The sequence below is a fragment of the Ornithinibacter sp. genome, assembly GCF_035443565.1.
In the GTDB taxonomy this organism is placed as follows: domain Bacteria; phylum Actinomycetota; class Actinomycetes; order Actinomycetales; family Dermatophilaceae; genus Fodinibacter.
In genome coordinates, this window is the sequence record NZ_DAORSO010000043.1 from 1 (window position 1) to 17,677 (window position 17,677).

Below are 17,677 nucleotides of genomic sequence, written 5' to 3' on the forward strand. Positions count from 1 at the left end.
TCGTCGGCGCCCCCGCAGCCGACGACCTCGACGCCAACGCCCTGCGCGACGCCGCGGCAACCGCCTCACGCACCAGCGCAAAGCTGGGCGCGCGCCTCGGCATCCGAGTGCCCGCGAGCGGTGTCGACGCGGCGCAGGCCGGCCAGGTTCTCACCGAGGGTGCCCTGCTGGCGCGCTACCGCTACACCGCCCTGAAGGCCGAGCACCCGGAGAAGCCCTTGTCGGCCCTGGTGATCAACGTGACGGGAGCCGACAGCGGCGCGGTCGCGGACGGCATCCGCACCGGTGTCGTGACCTCGCGCGCGAGCGCCATCGCCCGCGACCTCGCGAACAGCCCGCCTGCGCACCTGACGGCCGTGGCCCTGGCCGATGTCGCGGCGACGCTCGGCGACGCCCACGGCTTCACCGTCGAGGCCTTCGACCGCGAGCAGCTCATCGAGATGCGCTGCGGCGGGTTGCTCGGTGTCAATGCCGGCAGCACCGAGGAACCCCGCATGCTCGTGCTGCGCTACACCCCCGAGGGCGAGCCGACCGGCCACCTCGGGCTGGTGGGCAAGGGCATCATGTACGACTCGGGCGGCATCAGCATCAAGCCCTCGGACCCGATGCACCTGCTCATGAAGATGGACATGGGCGGCGCCGCGGCGGTGCTCGGCGCGTTCACCGCGCTGCGCGACCTCGGCGTGCCGGCCACGGTCACCGGCTGGCTGATGTGCACCGACAACATGCCGTCGGGCACGGCCGTCAAGCTCGGTGACGTGCTCACCGCGCGCAACGGCACCACCGTCGAGATCAAGAACACGGATGCCGAGGGGCGCCTGGTGATGATGGACGCGCTCGCCCTCGCTGTCGAGGAGGGGGTGGATGCCGTCGTCGACATCGCGACGCTGACCGGCGCGGTCCTCGTCGCCCTCGGTCCGGCGACGGCCGGGCTGTTCGGCAACGAGCAGGGCATCATCGACCAGGTCAAGGCAGCCGGCGCCGCGGTGGACGAGCCGGTCTGGCAGCTGCCCCTGGAGAAGAAGTACCGCAAGACGCTCGACTCGGAGGTCGCCGACATCGCCAACCTCGGTGGGCCGTACGCGGGGTCGACGACGGCGGCGCTCTTCCTCGCCGAGTTCGTCGGCGAGGTGCCCTGGGCCCACATCGACATCGCCGGGACGATGAACGTCGACGCCGACGAGTCGTGGCGCTCCAAGGGCGCGACGGGTTACGGCGCTCGTCTGCTCGCCGAGCTGGCACGGGACTTCACCCCGAAGGCCTGACCCCCACCGTCCGCGGTTACTCGGCGACGACGTCGAGGGTGTTGACGCTCGGATCAGCGGCGTAGGCGATCCGGCTGCCTGCGGCCCGTGCCGCCCTCAGGGCTGCGACGACCGCGTCAGTGACCTCCTCGCCGGGTGCGAGCACGGGGATGCCGGGCGGGTAGGGCGCGATGAGCTCAGCGCTCACCCGCCCGACCGCCCGCTCCACCGGGACGCTCTCGCGGGGCGCGAAGAACGCCTCGCGAGGGCTCATCACCGTCACCGGGTCCACCGCCCACACCCCTGACACGACGACCGGTCGCGCCACGGAGCGCCGGGTGTGGATCGACTCGGCCAGTGCGCCTGCGAGCTCGTCGATGGCCTCGGGGCGGTCGGCCATCGTCACCATCGCGACGATCGTGTCGCGATCAGCCATCTCGACCGGCATCCCCCGTGCCAGCAGGTCCTGCTCGACCTCGTTGCCGTCGGCGCCGGTGCCGGGGAGCACGAGCACGAGCCGGGTGGGGTCCACCGTCGGGCCGTCGAGGACGACGAGACCCGGAATCGTCGAGAGCCGCGAGCGTGCCGTGGCGACCGCCTCGATGACCGGGCCGAGCAGGGCCTCGCCGTCGCGCTGGAGCAGTGCCCGTGCGGCGTCGATGCTCGCGAGGATGGCCCCCGAGGGGCTCGTCGTCGCCGTCGCCTCGACCGCCGCGTCGAACTGCGCCCGCCCGATGCGAATGGTGCGAGCCAGCACGAGGGCACCCTGCGACCACGCCGGCAACGCCTTGTGCGCACTGGTCACCAACGCGTCAGCCCCGGCCTGGAGGGCGTGTGGTGGCAGCCCGGGGTGGAACCCGAGGTGGGCCCCCCAGGCGGCGTCGATGACGAGCGGGATGCCGTGTCGGTGGGCCACCTCCGCGAGCGCGCTGACGTCGCCGACGGTGCCCACGTACGACGGCTCGCCGATGAAGACACCCTTGGCGTCCGGGGCGGACGTGAGGGCCTTCTCGAGCGCGGCGGCCGTCACCCCGAGCGGCAGGCCGTGGGCCGGGTCGACCTCTGGGCGCACCCAGACGGGCTCCAGGCCGGCGAGCACGAGGCCGAGCAGCATCGAGCGGTGCAGGGTGCGGGCGACCACGACCCGGTCCCCCGGACGCCCGATCGCGAGCGCGAGCGCCTGGTTGCCGTGGGTCGACCCGCCGACGGAGAAGCGGCACAGGTCGGCCCCCCACAGGTGCGCGGCCTGGGCTTCGGCCTGCCCGACGACACCTCGCGAGAGCTTCATCGTGTCGAGGCCGGCGTACAGGGGGACGTCACCGGCGACGACGTCCCCGACGAGGTCGTGGCGCTGCTTGTGCCCCGGGATCGTGAAGGGGGTCGGGGCGGCCTCCTGGAAGCGCAGCCACGCGTCGAGCAGGGGCGCGTCGCCGCGCAGGCCTCGGGGATCGGTGGGCATGGGCCTCAGTCTGCCCCCGTTCCTCGCGCGGATCGCCCGCACCACCGGGCGAGCACCATCTGGCCCAGGTCACGCCCGATCGAGTGAGCGCAACACGCCGTGCTGCGTCGAGCAACACGGCATGTTGCGCTCACTCGACAGGCACTGGCCTCGCTCAGCGCAGCGCGTCGGTGAGCAGCGCCCCCATGCGGCGCACTCCCTCGACCAAGCGGTCGTCCGGCACCCCGGAGTAGCTCATCCGGGCGTGGTTGGCCTCGGGCCGGTCGGCGAAGAACGGGGTGCCGGGCACGACGATGACGCCGGCCTGCGGGATCAGCACGTCGCGCTGGAACGCGGCCATGTCCAGCCCGGCGGGGAAGGTCACCCAGGTGAACAACCCGCCGTTGGCGCGGGTCCAGGTGATGCCGGGCGGGAAGTGCTCTTGCAGGGAGGCGAGCATGAGGTCGCGCTGGTGCCGGTAGGTCGGCAGCATCCCCGCGATGTGGCCCTCGATGTCGTACCCACCGAGGTAGGCGGCCGCGGCCCGCATGTTGAGGGTGCCGTTCTGGGTGTCCGCGGCGAGCTTGAGGAGCGCGAGCTTCTCGCGGACCTCAGGCTCCGCGAGCGCCCAGCCGAGGCGCAGCCCGGGCGCGAGGATCTTCGAGAAGCTGCCGAGGTGCACGACCCGGCCGGTGGTGTCCAGGCTCTTGATCGTCGGCAGCCGCTCCCCCTCGTACCGCAGTTCGCGGTAGGGGGTGTCCTCGAGGACGACGACGTCGAACTCCTCCGCCAGCTCGACCAACCGCCGGCGCCGAGCCAGGCTCATCGTGCGGCCCGTCGGGTTCTGGTGGTCGGGCACGGTGTAGACGAGCTTGACCCGATCGGTCGTGCGCAGCACCTGTTCGAGGGCGTCGGTGTCCATGCCCTCGTCGTCCATCGGCACCGACCGGTAGTCGGGCTCGCACGGGTTGAAGGCGATGAGCGCGCCGAGGAAGGTGGGCCGCTCGGTGACGATGACGTCGCCGGCATCCACGAAGAGCTTGGCGGTGAGGTCCAGACCCTGCTGCCCACCCTGGGTGATGAGGACGTCGTCCGCCGTGCACGGCATCCCGTCCGCACTCAGGCGGGCGGCGACGAGGGCGCGCAGCTCGGGCAACCCTTCGGATGCCGTGTACTGCAAGGCTGACGCGTTGCCGTCGGTGAGGAGGGCGTCGTAGATGCCGTGCAGCTCGCGCATCGGGAACAGCGTCGGGTCGGGGTAGCCGCCGGCGAAGGACGTGATGCCGGGCTGGCCGGCCAGGGCCAGGAACTCGCGGATCGCCGAGGGCTGGACGCGCTCGGCGCGGCGGGCGAAGGACGTCATGCCGATGCCCCCCACGTCGTGACCGCCTCGATGAGGGCGAGGGTGTAGCGGCGCACCTGGTGCAGGTCCACCCACTCGTCGGCGGCGTGCAGCCCACCACCGGCCGGGCCGCAGACCACCGTCGGGATGCCGGCGGCCTGCCACAGCGGCGCCTCCATCCAGTAGGGCGCGTGGAAGGGTTCGGATGCCGCGTCGTCACCGAGCGCGCGGCTCAGGTCGGCCGCGAGGGCGGCCGCCGGGCCGGAGTCGTCGAGCTGCCACGGGTCGCGCGCGACGACGAGCCGCGCGCGGGCGCTGACGGTGTCGTCCTGGAGGCGCAGGTGCACGAGCAGGTGCTCGACCTCGGCGAGGGCCGCCTCGGAGCGCTCGCCCGGCACGGTCCTCCGCTCCACGATCGCCGTGGCGTGTCGAGCCAGCACGAACGGCGACTCCCCGCCGGAAGCCACGGTGACCATGAGCGAGCCGCCGCGTTCGGCGACCAGGCTCCCGCGGGACTCCACGGCGGCGAGCAGGCGGCCGAGGTGGGCGACAGCGTTGACACCCTGCTCGGGCTGCGACGAGTGCGCGGCGCGCCCCTCGAGAGTCACCTCGACGAGGGCGTAGCCCCGCAGGGACTGCGCCAGCGCGAGCCACGTGGGCTCACCGATGACGGCGACGTCGGGCTCGATGCCGAGACCAGGGAGTGCATCGAGCACGGCCAGGGTGCCCAGGCTGGCGTCCTCCTCGTCGGCCACCAGGGCGAGCACGACCCGACCGGGCAGCCGGCGGCGGGCGAGTTCCTCGGCGGCGACGACCATCGCGGCCACCCCGCCCTTCATGTCGCAGGCACCCCGCCCCTCGAGACGGTCGCCGTCGACCCGCGCCCCGAACGGATCGTCCATGCCCTCGACCCCGACGGTGTCGAGGTGGCCGGTCAGGACGACGGTGGGCCCGGGTGCGCCGGCCGGGCTGACCGCCACGAGGCTCGGTCGGCCCACGTGCCCGGGAGCCTGAACCACGTGGGTGTCGAAGCCGCCGCGTGACAGCCGGTGTCGCAGGTGCTCGACGATGGCTGCTTCCCCCGCAGCCCCCGGCACGAGCCCCGGGTTCACCGAGTCGATCGCCACGAGTGCGGCCGTCAGCTCGACGGCCTCGGACTCTACGGCGGCGTCGGGTCGCACGGCGTCGGATGCCGTGTTCAGGGCGGCATCGGATGCCGTGGTCCCTCGAGGAGCGTCGTCGCTGGCCATGGGCCAGAGCCTAGGACCCCCGCCGCGGGCCCTGTGGGTAACTCCGAGGAGTGGGCGTCGCGCCGCCTACAGTGAAGGGGTGCCCCTTGGTCCCGACCCGGCGCTCGCCCGCGCGGCCGCCGATGCCCTGTTCGCCCTGCGCGACCGCGTCGCCGACGCCGAGGACGACGTCCTCTCCTCACTGGTCGTCACGGGGGAACCACGCCCGCAGCGGGTGCTCGACGACTGGCTGGACCAGGTGGCCGACACCCTGCGAGCGGTGGGCGAGACGGCATCCGACCTCGCCGTGTCCCTGAACGCTCGCGCCGACGTTGCGGCGGACACCCCCGCCACCGCCCCGTCACCGACGGTGCGGACCGCTGCTGTCGACGGGAGGCGAGCGTGAGCGTGGTGCCGGGCGACCCGGCATCCCTGTCAGCGTGCGCCTCGACGGCGCGCTCGGTCGGACACGGCCTGACCGGGCAGGCGAGTCGGGTGCGTGCCACGTCGCGAGAGCTCGCCCAGGGGTGGACCGGCCGGACCTCGGCCGGGGTGCGGCAGCGCGCCAGCGGTCTCGCCGACGCGACCGACGCGGCAGCGAGCGAACTCGACCGGATGGGGCGGGTGCTCCAGGACCACGCCAGCGACCTGGCCGACCTCGTGGCCCGGGGTCGCGCCGTCGAGGAGCGGGCCCGCGCCGCGGGACTCGTGGTGCGCGACGGACGGGTCGAGCTGGCGTGGGGCGTGACGGGGGCCGCCGACTCCGGGGCCGACCGCGAGCGCGAGCACCTCCGCACGGCGCTCCAGGCCGACCTCGACCTCGTGCTCGCGCAGCACCGCCGGCGGCGCGACTGGGTGCTCGAGGTGCTGCGCGACTCGACGACGGACCTGGCCGGGGTCTCCCACAAGCTGCGGGGAGGATGAGAGGATCGCCGAACCGCCGACCGAGAGGATGACAGGGTGCGAGTGACGACGCGCGAGCAGCTGGACGGGACCGTCGAGGAGGTCTACGCCCTCTTCACGGACGTGGCCTTCCAGGAGGCCAAGTGCCTGGCGACGACCGACGACGCGAACCACTTCAGCGTCGACGTCATGGGGGGCCCGACGGGCGAGAAGGTGCGCACCGAGCGTCACCTGCCGTCGGAGACCCTGCCCGACGTCGCGAAGTCGTTCGTCGGCGAGCACCTGACGATCATCGAGGTCCAGACGTGGTCGATGCCGGCCGCGGACGGCTCGCGCGAGTCCGTGGTCGACATGCACGTCAAGGGCGCGCCGCTGACGCTCAAGGGCACGCTGCGCCTGGAGCCCTCGAAGGGCGGGACGGTGCAGGTGCTCGACGCCGAGCTCAAGGCGCACGTGCCGTTCATCGGCGGGAAGATCGAGCAGGCCGCCGCGGACCCGATCCGGACGGCGATCGGGATCGAGACCGGGCTGCTGCGGGAGTGGCTCGCCCGTTGAGCCCTCCCCTCTCCCGACTCATTGCACTCCAGCCACCCCCTGAGAGTGGCTGGAGTGCAATGAGTCGGAGTGGTCAGCCCATGTGGGGGTAGGTGTGCTGGGTCGGCGGCACGAAGTTCTCCTTGATCGAGCGCACCGACGTCCAGCGCAGGAGGTTCGCGGCCGAGCCGGCCTTGTCGTTGGTTCCCGAGGCGCGACCTCCACCGAACGGCTGCTGTCCGACGACCGCACCCGTCGGCTTGTCGTTGATGTAGAAGTTGCCCGCCGCGAAGCGCAGTCGGTGCAGGGCGTCGGCGACGACGGCGCGGTCCTGGGCGATGATCGCGCCGGTGAGGGCGTAGGGCGCGACCGATTCCATCTGCTCCAGCACCTTGGCGTACTGCCGGTCCGGGTAGACGTGCACCGCGAGGATCGGCCCGAAGTACTCGGTGGTGAACATCTCGTCGCTCGGGTCGGTGCTCTCGACGATCGTCGGCCGCACGAAGTAGCCCACGGAGTCGTCATAGGTGCCGCCGGCGACGACGTCGAGGTGGCTCGTCGCGTGGGCCCGGTCGATGGCCGCCTTGTGCTTGGCAAAGGCCCGGTCGTCGATGACGGCACCCATGAAGTTCGACAGGTCGGTGACGTCGCCCACCGACAGCCCGTTGGTGAGCTCGACGAGGTCCTTCTTGATGACCTTCCACACCGAGCGGGGCACGTAGGCGCGTGACGCGGCCGAGCACTTCTGGCCCTGGAACTCGAAGGCCCCTCGGATCAGGGCGGTGCGCAGCACGTCGGGGTCGGCGCTCGGGTGGGCCAGCACGAAGTCCTTGCCACCGGTCTCGCCGACGATCCGCGGGTAGTGCCGGTACCCGGTGAGGTTCGCGCCGATCTGCTGCCACAGGCCCTGGAACACCGCGGTCGACCCGGTGAAGTGCAGCCCCGCGAACTCGGGGTGCGCGAGGGCGACCTCGGAGACCTCGCGCCCGTGCCCGTTGACCATGTTGATGACGCCGGGCGGCATCCCGGCCTCTTCCAGAAGCTCCATCGTGAGCTGCGCGGCGAGCTGCTGCGAGTGCGAGGGCTTCCACACGACGGTGTTGCCCATCAGTGCCGGGGCGGTCGGCAGGTTGCCGGCGATCGCGGTGAAGTTGAACGGCGTCACCGCGTAGACGAAACCCTCGAGCGAGCGGTAGTCGCTGCGGTTCCACAGCCCTCGGGAGTTCGCCGGCGGCTGCTCCGCGATGATCTGTCGGGCGAAGTGGACGTTGAAGCGCCAGAAGTCGATCAGCTCGCACGCCGCGTCGATCTCGGCCTGGTATGCCGTCTTGCTCTGCCCCAGCATCGTCGCGGCGTTGATCTTCGCGCGCCACGGGCCGGCCAGCAGGTCAGCGGCCTTGAGCAGGATCGCCGCACGGTCGTCGAAGGCCATGTCCCGCCAGGCCGGAGCCGCAGCGACGGCGGCGTCGACGGCGGCGGCAGCCTCGGTCTTCGTGGCCCCGCGGGTCACGCCGAGCACCTTGGCGTGGGCGTGCGGCTGACGCACCTCGAGGCGAGGCCCCTTGCCCTCAACCCGCACCCCGCCGATGGTGTGCGGCAGGTCGTGCTTGGTGCCGGACAGCTCGACCAGGGCGACCTCGAGGGCCGCCCGCTCGGGACTGCCCGGGGCGTAGTCGAGGACGGTCTCGTTGATCGGGGCAGGGACGTGGGTCACGGCATCCATGGGTGGTGGCACTCCTTGGGTCGATTGACGCGTGGGGTCCCCACGCCGGGATCACCCCGCCACTCTCTCGCCCACCACGCCCGGGTGCAACCTCGCTCCCCCCGACGTCGCAGGGGTCAGGGGGTGTCGACGAGGTCGCGCACGTCAGCCAGTTCGGTGACGTCGTACCAGAGCAGGTCGGTCGGCTCGGTGTCGCCCGCCTCCTCGTCGATGTGGAACGACACGATCCGGCGACGCTCGAGGGGTGCCGCCACGTGGACCCGCGACGGCACGTCAGGTTCGGTCGGGTGGAGCACGAGGGCGACATCGACGTCGGCCGCGGCGATGACCCGCCGCACCGCACCGCCCTGCGTCAGCCCGCTCGCCTCCCTCGTGGCCGCCAGCCAGGCGGCGTGCTCGAGTTCCTCCTCGTCGACGACGAGACCGGTTCGTCCGAGCAGCGGGGTCACGGCGTGGGCGGCCAGCGGGGCCGGGCCCACGGGGCGACCCTCGGCCAGGTCGGCGAGGTCCGCCGACGTGAGCGGGAGGTAGATGCGGGCGAGCGGCATACGGGCTCCTCGGTGCGGCGCGGTGGTCGGTCAGCGGGTCTTGGGGCGGGGGGCCTCGAGCAGCTCGTGGAGCGAGTCGACGACACCGCGGCCGAGCACATCGGCATCCGGCATGGCATCGCGGTCGGCGTAGAGGCCGTAGTAGACACCACCGTCGTACGAGGTGAGCCCGATCGACAGGGCCTGACCCCGCGCGAGCGGCGTCACCGGGTAGGTGGAGACCATGCGGGCACCGGCCGCGTAGAGCGGCGTCTGCGGCCCGGGCACGTTGGTGATGACGACGTTGTAGAGGCGCTTGGAAACCACACCACCGAGGCGGGCGCCGAGGGCGTGCATCGTCGGAGGTGCGAAGCCACCGAGCCCGGCGAGGGTGTCGGCCGAGACGGCGCGCCGCGAGCCGCCCTCCATCTGCTGGCGCATCGAGAAGGCGATCTGGTGCAGGCGCATCGACGGCCCGGGCTCCCCCACCGGCAGGTCGACGAAGCACGCCGTCATCTGGGCGCCCGTCGGGGCGTCGGGGCCCTCGTGCACCGAGACCGGCACCATGGCGCGGATGGTCGTCCCGCCGTAGACGGCCTCGCCGCGGGTGAGCAGCCAGGACCGGAAGGCACCGGCGATCGTCGCGAGGATGACGTCGTTGATGGTGACCTCGTCGGCGAAGGCACCTTGGCCCAATCGGGTGCGGATCTTGCGGTAGTCGTCGAGGTCGGTGCCGATCATGACGTAGCGCCGCGCCCGCCCCACCGAGGCGTTGAGCGGCGACTCCGGCGCCGGCCGCGCGGAGACCCGCGCCAAGGTCGAGATGACCTCACCGGCGACCGAGGTCACCTTCCCGAGGGTCTTGCCGACGTCGGCGATGCCGTGCTGGACCGTCTCGACGACCTGGCTCGGGGTGCGAACCGCCTCGGCGACCGCTCCCACGACGAGTTCGACGCCGCTCGGCTCGGCGCGGGCACGCCACGTGGTGAGGACGCCGTCGCTCGCCGTGGGGTTTCCGTCGACGAGGACGTTGCCGATGTCCACGGCGCTGATGCCGTCGACGAGGCTGTGGTGGGTCTTGGTGATGATCGCGAACCGGTCCTCGGCCAGACCCTCGACGAGGTAGACCTCCCACAGGGGCCGGGTGCGGTCGAGGGGACGTGGCTGGATGCGCGCGACGAGCTCTTCGAGCTGTTCGTCCGAGCCCGGTCGCGGCAGGGCGCTGCGCCGCACGTGGTAGCTCATGTCGAAGTGCTTGTCGTCGACCCAGACCGGGTTGGCCAGCCCGCCGGGGACGGACTTGATCTTCTGCCGGTAGCGCGGGACGTGCGCGATCCGCTCGCTGATGAGGGTCACGAGGCTCTCGTAGTCGAAGCCGCCCTCGGGCGCGTCGAAGACCATCACCGAGCCGACGTGCATCGGCGTGGCCGCGTCCTCGAGGTGGAGGAACGAGGTGTCGAGGGAGCTGAGCCGGTCTACCACGGCCCTATCGTGTCAGACCGCCCGCCGCCGCCCGGGCAGGACGCTCGCGGTGGCACTGCCAACGGCGGCGCGCAGGCCCGAGGTCGGGGCCCGACGCCGCCCGCGGCGGCGGGGTCGTGCTGTCGACGGCATCCGTGGTTCGAGGTCGGCCGCCAGTCCCGCCAGGGCGGAGGTCAGCGCCCCTTGGGGTGCGACCTCGAGCAGGGAACGCCCCGAGAGCAGGGCCGCGTCACAGTCGTCGGGGGCCCACGGCAGGAACCGCACGGTCTCCATGCCGGCAAACCGGCTGAGGACGTCGGCGATCGAGCGTTCGGGTCTCGCCCCGGCCACCGACGCGCGGACCTTGTTCACGACGATGACGGGTCGTGGCGAGGGCAGCACCGCGACCTCCTGCACACCACGCACGAGCCGTTGCAGCCCGACCGGGTCGGCGGACCCGACGACGACGAGCTGGTCGGCCTGCTCGAGGGCGGTCAGGGTCGTGGCGTTTCGACGCGGGGCCACCGTGTCGTAGCTCAGCTCTTCGTCGTCCTCGAGGGCGAAGCCGACGTCGATGACGACGTGCTCGACGACCTGTCGGGCCAGGCGAAGGACGTCCTCCACCGCGGCCGCCCGCAGCTCGGGCCAGCGCTCGGCCTTGGGCAGCCCCGTGAGCACCCGCAGGCCGGGCACCACCTCGGGCGCGACCCGGGCCAGGCCGACCGCATCGAGCGAGCCCTGCTCGGAGGCCCGCGCCGCCGCGGCGACTCCCGGGGCCTCGTCGATCAGGCCGAGCACCTGGGCCACGCTGGCACCCCAGGTGTCGAGATCGACGAGCAGCGTGCGCACTCCCCCGGCGGCCAGCTGCGCCGCCAGCGTCACGGCCACGGTGGTGCGCCCCGGGGCACCCGTCGGGCCCCAGACCACGGTGATCGGAGTCGGCACGTGACCCTCGAAGCCGTCGTCGTGTCCAGCCGTGGGGTCGTGGCCGGCGCCGACGAGCCGCTGCCCAGCGTCGGGCACGGGGTTTCCTGCCTCGTCCACGCCCCACGGGCTCCCCGCGCCGCCGCCGTCGCTTCCCCCGCCGCCGTCGGAGCCGCCTGCTCCGCCCCCGCCGCCGGCCCGCCCCGTCCCCGAGGAGTTCAGGTCACCGGCCAACCCGCTCAGGGCGAGGGAGACGGCATCCGGCGATTCCCCCGGTGTGAGGAGCAACGTGACGCCGAGCTGGCGCAGCCTGCGCTCCCCCTCGTCGTCGCCGCGTGCCACGAGACCTGCGACGCGCACGCCGTGCCCGGCGAGGTGGCGCAGCGCATCACGATCGAGACCACGCAGGTCGGGTGAGACGACGGCGACGCGGGCGGCACCGGCGGCCCCGGCCGACAGCAGCTCGGCCACGTCGGCGCACCGCCGCACGAGCTCGAGGTCGGGGGCGGCCTCGAGCGCCCGGACGAACTCGGCCTCGTGGCGGTCGGTGAGGGCTGCGAGGACGCTGGTCACGGGGCGGCCGCCGCGGCGCCGCCGGGCACCGGAACGAGGGTGATCCGGGCACCGAGGTCGACATCGGCGACGAGGTCGCGCACGGCTTCTCGCGGCACCATCACCTGGACGGCACGGGATGCCGTCGCGCCCCCGAGGACGTCGTCCTCACCGGCAACGCGCACCACCGACACGCCTTCGAGCACCCGTTCGGGCCCGGCATACGTGGGGAGGCCGATCGTCGTGCCCTCCTTGGGGCGGTTGACGTACACGTCGACGACCGATCCGGCTGTCAGGGCCGAGGCGGACGTGGAGTCGACGAGGAGCGCGACGAGCTGCACCGTCACGGCATCCGACCTGCCGACGGCGGCCTGGGGGATGAGTTCGCCGGGGTGCAGGGCGCGCAGGGCCCAGGTGTCGTCGGGTAGGGGGCCGTCGGCGGGCAGGTAACCCACCGCGCCGTCGCCGAGCAGGACGTCCACCCGCACGACGTCGGCGGCCCTCAGCTGCTGCCCCGGCGCGACCTCACCCTTGGCCGCGTAGACGGGCACCCGGTCGTCGGCCCGGGCGACGACCACCGAGCCGAGCACCGTCGACAGCAGCACGAGGAGGACGCCGATGATCAGGCGTGAGTCGCGCCACGACGGGGGCCGCAGTCGGGACGCGGTGGTGGTCGGCAGATCGGTCATGGGCACCGATTGTGGTTGACCTGACCGCATCTCGCCTGTCGAGCGCAGCGCCCTGTGGACAACCCGCCGGAGCACCCACCCTGTGGATGGCACACTGACGACGTGGCCCGCCGTTTCCTCCCCCTGACCGAGGTGTCCGAGATCCTCGACATTTCGGCAGCACAGGCGTACGCGCTCGTGCGCAGCGGTGACCTGCCCGCCATCAAGGTCGGTGGCCGGGGTCAGTGGCGCGTCGAGACCGTCGAGCTCGAGGCCTACATCCAGCGCATGTACGCAGAGACACGCGAGCTCGTCTCGACCCGCTCCGACGTCACCGAGCAGGACGAGCACCGACCCTGATCGCCGGTCAGCGCCGCGACTCCACCAGCACCAACGCCTGGAAGGGCACGGTCGTCATGGCGGTCACGTTGCCCCGACGGCGCGGCACTCCCTCCGGGTGCTCGGCGAGGTCGAGGTGATCAGCCCCCACGGCATCGATCGTGCCGACGAGCACCGATCCCCCGGCCGCGGACCAGCCGAAACCGACACCTGAACCCGGCCCTGCTCCGGGGCCGACGCTGACGCCCGCCCCTGCGCTGGCACCCACTCCGGACAGGCTGATCGCCACCGTCGCCCGATCGCGCGAGAGCGCGCGCAGGGCGTACCCGAGCCCGAACCGGCGCGCGGCCCGGGCCGTCTCGACGCGGGCCCCGAGGGCGCTCACCGTGACCACGGCCGCGGTGGGAACGAGGTGCTCACGACCGGTCGCCGGGTCACGCAGCAGCACCCACCCGTCGCCGAGGTCAGCAATGTCACCCTGCACGTGCAGCCCGGCACCGAGCCCCAGCCGCACCGTCGACCCCACGGCGCCCGCCAGGCGGTCCGCCAACGTGACGAGCGCCCGCTCACGGCGGGTGCGTTCGGCCACCTCGTCGTCGAGTTCGCGCCGTTCCTCCGCCGCCAACTGCCCCTCGAGGTCTGCAAAGAGTCCCTCCCACCTCATGGCGCCACTGTAGGGATGTCCACAGCCGAGCACCCTCCGGTTGCGGGGCGCGCCGTCCCCACTTACCGTCATCCGCATGCAAACATCATCAAACAGCATCAAACCGATGGTCGTCGGGCTGCGGGGCACCCTCGGTCTCGGCGTCGCCCTGGCCCTCGCCGTGATGCTGTGGCGCCTCGTCGAACGCACGGTCGCGGCCGTCGGCGCCGGACGGCCGGCACAGGCTGATGAGCTGCTCATCGGCCTCACCGCGTCCCTCGCGCTCGCCTGCGTGCTGTGGCTCGCGCTGGGGCTGGTGCTCGGCCTGCTGGCCCAGGTGCCGGGTTCGCTCGGCCGGGTGGCTCTGGCCGTCGCGGAGGTCCTCACCCCCCGCCTCCTGCGACAGGGGGCGGGTTTCGTCCTCGGGGTCGGGGTCGTGGCGGGGCTCGCCCCGGGCACTGCGGTCGCCGAACCGCCATCACCGTCGAGCTCGATCTCCCAGGCCTGGAGCACCACTGCTGGGCCGGATGCCGTGTCCCCCTCCCTGCCCGACCCGGGCTTCCACTCCCTTCCGGACCCCTCGTGGGTCCCCGCCGCCCCGACGGTTCGGCCCCAGGCCGATGTGGGGCTCCTCAGCCGCGCACCGGCCGACACGGTCGACACCCGCCCCGATGTCGTGGTCCAGCGCGGAGACACCCTGTGGACCATCGCCGCGCGCCACCTCGGACCCGGTGCGTCGGACGCGGAGATCGCGCAGGCCTGGCCTGCGTGGTTCGACGCGAACCGTGGCGTCATCGGCGACGACCCCGATCTCATCCTCCCCGGCCAGGTCCTGCGCGCGCCCGAGGTGACGGTCCAGTGAGCGCCGCACCCGCCCGAGCCGCAGCGGCCCCTCCCGCCCGCCTGCGCGTGCTCCCCGAGCCACTCGCCCTCGACGAGGCGATGCGCCGATCACGACTGGCGCAGCAGGAGCGCCTCGCCGACGCCGGCTACGTCCAGGGGACTCTCGCGGTCTCCTTCGACACGGCACCTGACGACAGGCTGTTCGGCCCACAGCGCACGGCGCGCGACGACCTCCCCGACCCGGCCTGGTGGGCAGGTCGCATCACCCACGCCCTGATCGAGGTGATGACCGGGCTACGGCCCGCCCCTCAGGTCGTTCGGTGGACCTCCCCCGAGGTCTACGCCGTCGTCGCTCGACGCAGCGCCCTCGCGGCCAGGCGGGCAGCCGACCCCGGCGCTCGCACGAGACGCCAACGCCTCACCGTCGTCAGGGTGCGCGTGTGTGAACCCGTCAACGGGGTCGCCGAGGCCGCCGTGGTCCTCCAGCACGGGTCGAGGGTGCGTGCCGTGGCGCTGCGCCTCGAGGGCCAGGACGGCAAGTGGCGGGTCACCGCCCTCCAGATCGGCTGAGTGGGCCCAGCACCCGGAAGGTGCTCGGCGACGACGTGCCCGTGGCGCCGCGGCTACGACAAGCCCGCGGGCACCTTCGCGTCTGCGTCCGACTGCCCCTGTCGCGTGGGCAGGCTGCCGGTGCTGAACAGGGCGGCGATCGCCAGGACGGCGAGGGCTGCCAGGGCCGCACGAAGCCCCGCGATGCGCGACTGTGAGTTCTCCTCCATGATCGCCTGCGCGGTGTCGCCGGTGATCCCGGCCTTGCTGAGCGCCGCTTCCAGGTCGGAGTCGGGGATGAACTGGATGCCCCCGGCGAACTCGACCTGCGCCTTCGAGGTGAGCGTTTCCGGGATGGCGGGGTTGTCCTGGATGCCGGTGAAGAACGACGTCGTCAGCGCCGACACGAGGATGGCCCCCGCGAGGGCCGTGCCCACCGACGCACCGAGGTTGGTGAAGGTGTTCTGCAGGCCCCCCACCTCGGGGCTCTGCTCGTCGGGCACCGACGACACGGTGACCGCGCCGAGCTGCGAGGCCAGGGCGCCGATGCCCAGACCGGCCAGCAGCAGGGGCAGCGTGACGATCTCCGGCCCGGCGCCCAGTTCCAGTGCCCCCATGAGGCTCACGATGCCGGCCAGCAACCCGAGGAACCCGAAGCGCGCGACCCGCTGCGGGGACGCCTGCGGCCAGATCTTCGGCACTCCCACCGCGGCGAGCAGGAGCGTGATCGACAGTGGCAGGATCCGGATGCCGGTCTCGACGGCGCTCAGCCCGAGCGCCACGGAGAGGTAGAGGGGGACGCAGAAGAACAGCCCGGCCTGGAGCAGGAACTGGAAGAGGAACGCGGTGAGCCCGCCGCGCAGCACGGGGTTGCGCAGGATCGTCGGGTCGATGAGCACCGACTGGCCGGCCTCGACCCGGCGCTTCTCCCAGGCCGCGAAGACGAGCAGCACGAGGCCGCCGCCGAGCATGAGCCAGATCGTCGGGGACAACCCGATCCAGACCGGGGCACCCGGCTTGGGGTTGACGAACCCCCACGCCCCCGCGCGCAGGATGCCGAACACGACGAGGCCGAGCCCGAGGGCGGACAGGGCCGTCCCGCCGAGGTCGAGCCGGGCGTCACGATCGGATTCACCGTCGGCCATCCGGCCGGTCATCGCGAGGATGATGGCGACGATGACCACCTCCCCCGCGAACACCCAGCGCCACGAGGCGTAGGTCGTGAGCGCACCACCGATGAGCGGTCCGGCGGCGACGGCCACCGCACCGGCCGCGGCGACCAGGCCGTAGGCCCGGGGTCGGTCGGGTCGGTCGAAGTTCGTCGCGACGAGTGCGACGATCGCCGGCATGATCAGCGCGGCGCCGATCCCCTCGAGCAGCGACCAGCCGATGAGCAGCACGGCGAGGTTGGGAGCCAGCGAGGTGGTGAACGAGCCGACGCCGTAGATGACGCACCCGACCGCAAAGGCCTTCTTGCGCCCCAGGATGCTGCCGACCTTGCCGCCGGTGATCATCAGCGACGCCATGACGAGGGTGTAGAGCGTGATCGCCGTCTGGATGCCGGTGACGTCGGTTCCGATGTCGGAGGCCACCGTCGCGATCGACACGTTCATGACCGAGCTGTCGAGCGTCATGAGGAACTGTGAGGCCGCCAACGTGGCGAGGACCCCAGCGGAGGCTGCGGTGGCGGTGGCGGTGGCGGTTCCTGCGGAAGTACCCATGGGTGGCCCTCTGGTCAGGGGACGTCAGCCCGACGCCAGCCGCCGGGCCTCCCTAGGATGCCGCGCCCGGCATCCCTGGCGACTCGCCCACCGCGGGTGGCTGCGGGTCGGGACCGGCGGGCGTGCGGGGCCTCCAGTCATAGACGACCGAGGTGAAGAGCACGACGTCCTGCACCGAGCGCCGATGGGGGCTGACGACGCACCAGAACAGGCCGATCGGGAAGAACACGCAGAACCAGGCCCGGGCCAGCGCCCGCAGCGGCCCGAGCTTGCGGCCCCGCCGGCCTGCGACTCTGATGCCCATGACGTGCGCACCGTAGCTCCTGCCGAGCAGCCACCACGCCAGCCAGAGGTAGAGCGTCGCAACGACGAGGGCAACGGTGAGGCTCGCCAGGAAGGTGACCGCGGGGAACTCGAAGGTTCGCGGGTCGAGCATGAAGATGATCGCGCTGTAGCCGAGGTACATGGTGCACAGCACCACCGCGACCACGAGTGCGTCGATCGAGTTCGCCACGAAGCGGGTGACGATCCCGGCCGGGGTCCCCTGGAACCGCCTGGCCTCCCGCGGGATCGACGACAGCTCCGGTGCCGCGCCCTCCCCGGTCATGCGGGCCCTCCCGGCCGCTCAGGATGCCGCCTGCGGAACAGCGCCCGGTCGACGACCCGACTGAGGGCGTCATCGGCGGACACCCCCGTCATCCGCACCCCACGCACCGTCTCCGAGGCCATCGAGCCGGTGGAGTCACGGATGATGGCCGGCAGGTCGATGGCGTCGAGCACCTCCTCGACGATGCGCACGATGTCGATCCGCGCGATGACCCGGTCCAGGTCGGCACGGGCCACCACGGCATCCACGTCGAGGGTCGCCGCGATCGCATCCAGGTCGACCCGGTCCAGGATCGCCTCGATGTCCACCCTGGCCACCGCCGCGTCCAGGTCGGCACGGGCCACCACGGCATCCACGTCGAGGGTCGCCGCGATCGCATCCAGGTCCACGCGCGCCACTGCGGCATCCAGGTCCACCGATGCGACCAGGG

General features: G+C 72.6%; 19 protein-coding genes. 7 read left to right on the forward strand and 12 right to left on the reverse strand.

From position 1 onward, the window contains the following. A partial coding sequence (locus PLL68_RS06790; RefSeq protein WP_324532871.1) for a leucyl aminopeptidase family protein occupies positions 1 to 1,265 on the forward strand: 1,265 nt, incomplete at its 5' end. 16 nt (positions 1,266 to 1,281) lie between these two features. On the opposite strand, the gene PLL68_RS06795 is transcribed toward PLL68_RS06790, so the two are convergent. From PLL68_RS06795 to PLL68_RS06805, 3 genes are all read right to left on the reverse strand, one after another. Then, on the reverse strand, positions 1,282 to 2,703 hold the full coding sequence (locus PLL68_RS06795) for an aminotransferase class I/II-fold pyridoxal phosphate-dependent enzyme (protein WP_324532873.1): 1,422 nt from the start codon (positions 2,701 to 2,703) through the stop codon (positions 1,282 to 1,284). 154 nt (positions 2,704 to 2,857) lie between these two features. After that, complete coding sequence (locus PLL68_RS06800) at positions 2,858 to 4,060, reverse strand: aminotransferase-like domain-containing protein (protein WP_324532874.1); 1,203 nt, start codon at positions 4,058 to 4,060, stop codon at positions 2,858 to 2,860. Then, positions 4,042 to 5,274: a M20/M25/M40 family metallo-hydrolase gene (locus PLL68_RS06805; RefSeq protein WP_324532876.1), complete on the reverse strand. Its 1,233-nt coding sequence runs from the start codon at positions 5,272 to 5,274 to the stop codon at positions 4,042 to 4,044. Before PLL68_RS06805 ends, PLL68_RS06800 begins: the two co-directional genes overlap by 19 nt. 79 nt (positions 5,275 to 5,353) lie before the next feature. Here PLL68_RS06805 and PLL68_RS06810 point away from each other — a divergent pair, with 79 nt between their 5' ends. From PLL68_RS06810 to PLL68_RS06820, 3 genes are read left to right on the forward strand one after another with little or no spacing between them, the layout of a single operon-like run. Continuing rightward, positions 5,354 to 5,659, forward strand: coding sequence for a hypothetical protein (locus tag PLL68_RS06810; protein ID WP_324532878.1), 306 nt, complete (start codon positions 5,354 to 5,356; stop codon positions 5,657 to 5,659). Next, entirely contained in the window at positions 5,656 to 6,177 is a 522-nt protein-coding gene (locus PLL68_RS06815) for a hypothetical protein (RefSeq protein ID WP_324532880.1), read from the forward strand. The genes PLL68_RS06810 and PLL68_RS06815 overlap by 4 nt, the downstream gene beginning before the upstream one ends. Before the next feature lie 36 nt (positions 6,178 to 6,213). Beyond that, complete coding sequence (locus tag PLL68_RS06820; protein WP_324532881.1) at positions 6,214 to 6,711, forward strand: DUF2505 domain-containing protein; 498 nt, start codon at positions 6,214 to 6,216, stop codon at positions 6,709 to 6,711. 73 nt (positions 6,712 to 6,784) lie between these two features. Here PLL68_RS06820 and pruA read toward each other — a convergent pair whose 3' ends face one another. From pruA to PLL68_RS06845, 5 genes are all read right to left on the reverse strand, one after another. Beyond that, positions 6,785 to 8,413 carry an L-glutamate gamma-semialdehyde dehydrogenase gene (gene pruA, locus PLL68_RS06825; RefSeq protein ID WP_324532883.1) on the reverse strand — a complete coding sequence of 543 codons (1,629 nt, stop codon included), beginning with the start codon at positions 8,411 to 8,413 and terminating at the stop codon, positions 6,785 to 6,787. Positions 8,414 to 8,529: 116 nt separating this feature from the next. Continuing rightward, a complete protein-coding gene (locus PLL68_RS06830) occupies positions 8,530 to 8,961 on the reverse strand; it encodes a DUF6912 family protein (protein ID WP_324532885.1) in 432 nt (143 codons plus the stop codon). Positions 8,962 to 8,991: 30 nt separating this feature from the next. Then, positions 8,992 to 10,422, reverse strand: coding sequence for a WS/DGAT/MGAT family O-acyltransferase (locus tag PLL68_RS06835; RefSeq protein ID WP_324532887.1), 1,431 nt, complete (start codon positions 10,420 to 10,422; stop codon positions 8,992 to 8,994). A 12-nt stretch (positions 10,423 to 10,434) separates the two neighbouring features. Beyond that, on the reverse strand, positions 10,435 to 11,898 hold the full coding sequence (locus tag PLL68_RS06840; RefSeq protein WP_324532889.1) for a CpaE/TadZ family protein: 1,464 nt from the start codon (positions 11,896 to 11,898) through the stop codon (positions 10,435 to 10,437). Next, positions 11,895 to 12,566: a hypothetical protein gene (locus PLL68_RS06845; RefSeq protein ID WP_324532891.1), complete on the reverse strand. Its 672-nt coding sequence runs from the start codon at positions 12,564 to 12,566 to the stop codon at positions 11,895 to 11,897. Before PLL68_RS06845 ends, PLL68_RS06840 begins: the two co-directional genes overlap by 4 nt. 102 nt (positions 12,567 to 12,668) lie before the next feature. Here PLL68_RS06845 and PLL68_RS06850 point away from each other — a divergent pair, with 102 nt between their 5' ends. Then, on the forward strand, positions 12,669 to 12,905 hold the full coding sequence (locus PLL68_RS06850; RefSeq protein ID WP_324532893.1) for a helix-turn-helix domain-containing protein: 237 nt from the start codon (positions 12,669 to 12,671) through the stop codon (positions 12,903 to 12,905). A 7-nt stretch (positions 12,906 to 12,912) separates the two neighbouring features. Here PLL68_RS06850 and PLL68_RS06855 read toward each other — a convergent pair whose 3' ends face one another. Further along, positions 12,913 to 13,548, reverse strand: coding sequence for a hypothetical protein (locus PLL68_RS06855; protein WP_324532895.1), 636 nt, complete (start codon positions 13,546 to 13,548; stop codon positions 12,913 to 12,915). A gap of 76 nt (positions 13,549 to 13,624) precedes the next feature. On the opposite strand from PLL68_RS06855, the gene PLL68_RS06860 reads away from it, so the two are divergent. Both PLL68_RS06860 and PLL68_RS06865 read left to right on the forward strand, forming a co-directional pair. Then, on the forward strand, positions 13,625 to 14,389 hold the full coding sequence (locus PLL68_RS06860; RefSeq protein ID WP_324532897.1) for a LysM peptidoglycan-binding domain-containing protein: 765 nt from the start codon (positions 13,625 to 13,627) through the stop codon (positions 14,387 to 14,389). After that, the gene (locus PLL68_RS06865) at positions 14,386 to 14,940 is read left to right on the forward strand and encodes an Rv3235 family protein (RefSeq protein WP_324532899.1); all 555 of its coding nucleotides are present in this window, start codon (positions 14,386 to 14,388) and stop codon (positions 14,938 to 14,940) included. The genes PLL68_RS06860 and PLL68_RS06865 overlap by 4 nt, the downstream gene beginning before the upstream one ends. A gap of 53 nt (positions 14,941 to 14,993) precedes the next feature. On the opposite strand, the gene PLL68_RS06870 is transcribed toward PLL68_RS06865, so the two are convergent. The 3 genes from PLL68_RS06870 to PLL68_RS06880 all read right to left on the reverse strand — a co-directional run. Further along, positions 14,994 to 16,640 carry an MFS transporter gene (locus PLL68_RS06870; protein ID WP_324532901.1) on the reverse strand — a complete coding sequence of 549 codons (1,647 nt, stop codon included), beginning with the start codon at positions 16,638 to 16,640 and terminating at the stop codon, positions 14,994 to 14,996. A 52-nt stretch (positions 16,641 to 16,692) separates the two neighbouring features. Beyond that, entirely contained in the window at positions 16,693 to 17,247 is a 555-nt protein-coding gene (locus PLL68_RS06875; protein WP_324532903.1) for an RDD family protein, read from the reverse strand. Beyond that, on the reverse strand, positions 17,244 to 17,677 hold a 434-nt coding region (locus PLL68_RS06880; RefSeq protein ID WP_324532904.1), incomplete at its 5' end, for a hypothetical protein. The genes PLL68_RS06875 and PLL68_RS06880, both read right to left, overlap by 4 nt.

Excerpts from the sequence above, each read along its gene's own strand:
- PLL68_RS06795 (WP_324532873.1), bottom strand. The coding sequence starts at position 2,703 with ATGCCCACCGATCCCCGAGGCCTGCGCGGCGACGCGCCCCTGCTCGAC.
- PLL68_RS06805 (WP_324532876.1), bottom strand. The coding sequence starts at position 5,274 with ATGGCCAGCGACGACGCTCCTCGAGGGACCACGGCATCCGATGCCGCC.
- pruA (WP_324532883.1), bottom strand. The coding sequence starts at position 8,413 with ATGGATGCCGTGACCCACGTCCCTGCCCCGATCAACGAGACCGTCCTC.
- PLL68_RS06830 (WP_324532885.1), bottom strand. The coding sequence starts at position 8,961 with ATGCCGCTCGCCCGCATCTACCTCCCGCTCACGTCGGCGGACCTCGCC.
- PLL68_RS06845 (WP_324532891.1), bottom strand. The coding sequence starts at position 12,566 with ATGACCGATCTGCCGACCACCACCGCGTCCCGACTGCGGCCCCCGTCG.
- PLL68_RS06855 (WP_324532895.1), bottom strand. The coding sequence starts at position 13,548 with ATGAGGTGGGAGGGACTCTTTGCAGACCTCGAGGGGCAGTTGGCGGCG.
- PLL68_RS06860 (WP_324532897.1), top strand. The coding sequence starts at position 13,625 with ATGCAAACATCATCAAACAGCATCAAACCGATGGTCGTCGGGCTGCGG.
- PLL68_RS06870 (WP_324532901.1), bottom strand. The coding sequence starts at position 16,640 with ATGGGTACTTCCGCAGGAACCGCCACCGCCACCGCCACCGCAGCCTCC.
- PLL68_RS06875 (WP_324532903.1), bottom strand. The coding sequence starts at position 17,247 with ATGACCGGGGAGGGCGCGGCACCGGAGCTGTCGTCGATCCCGCGGGAG.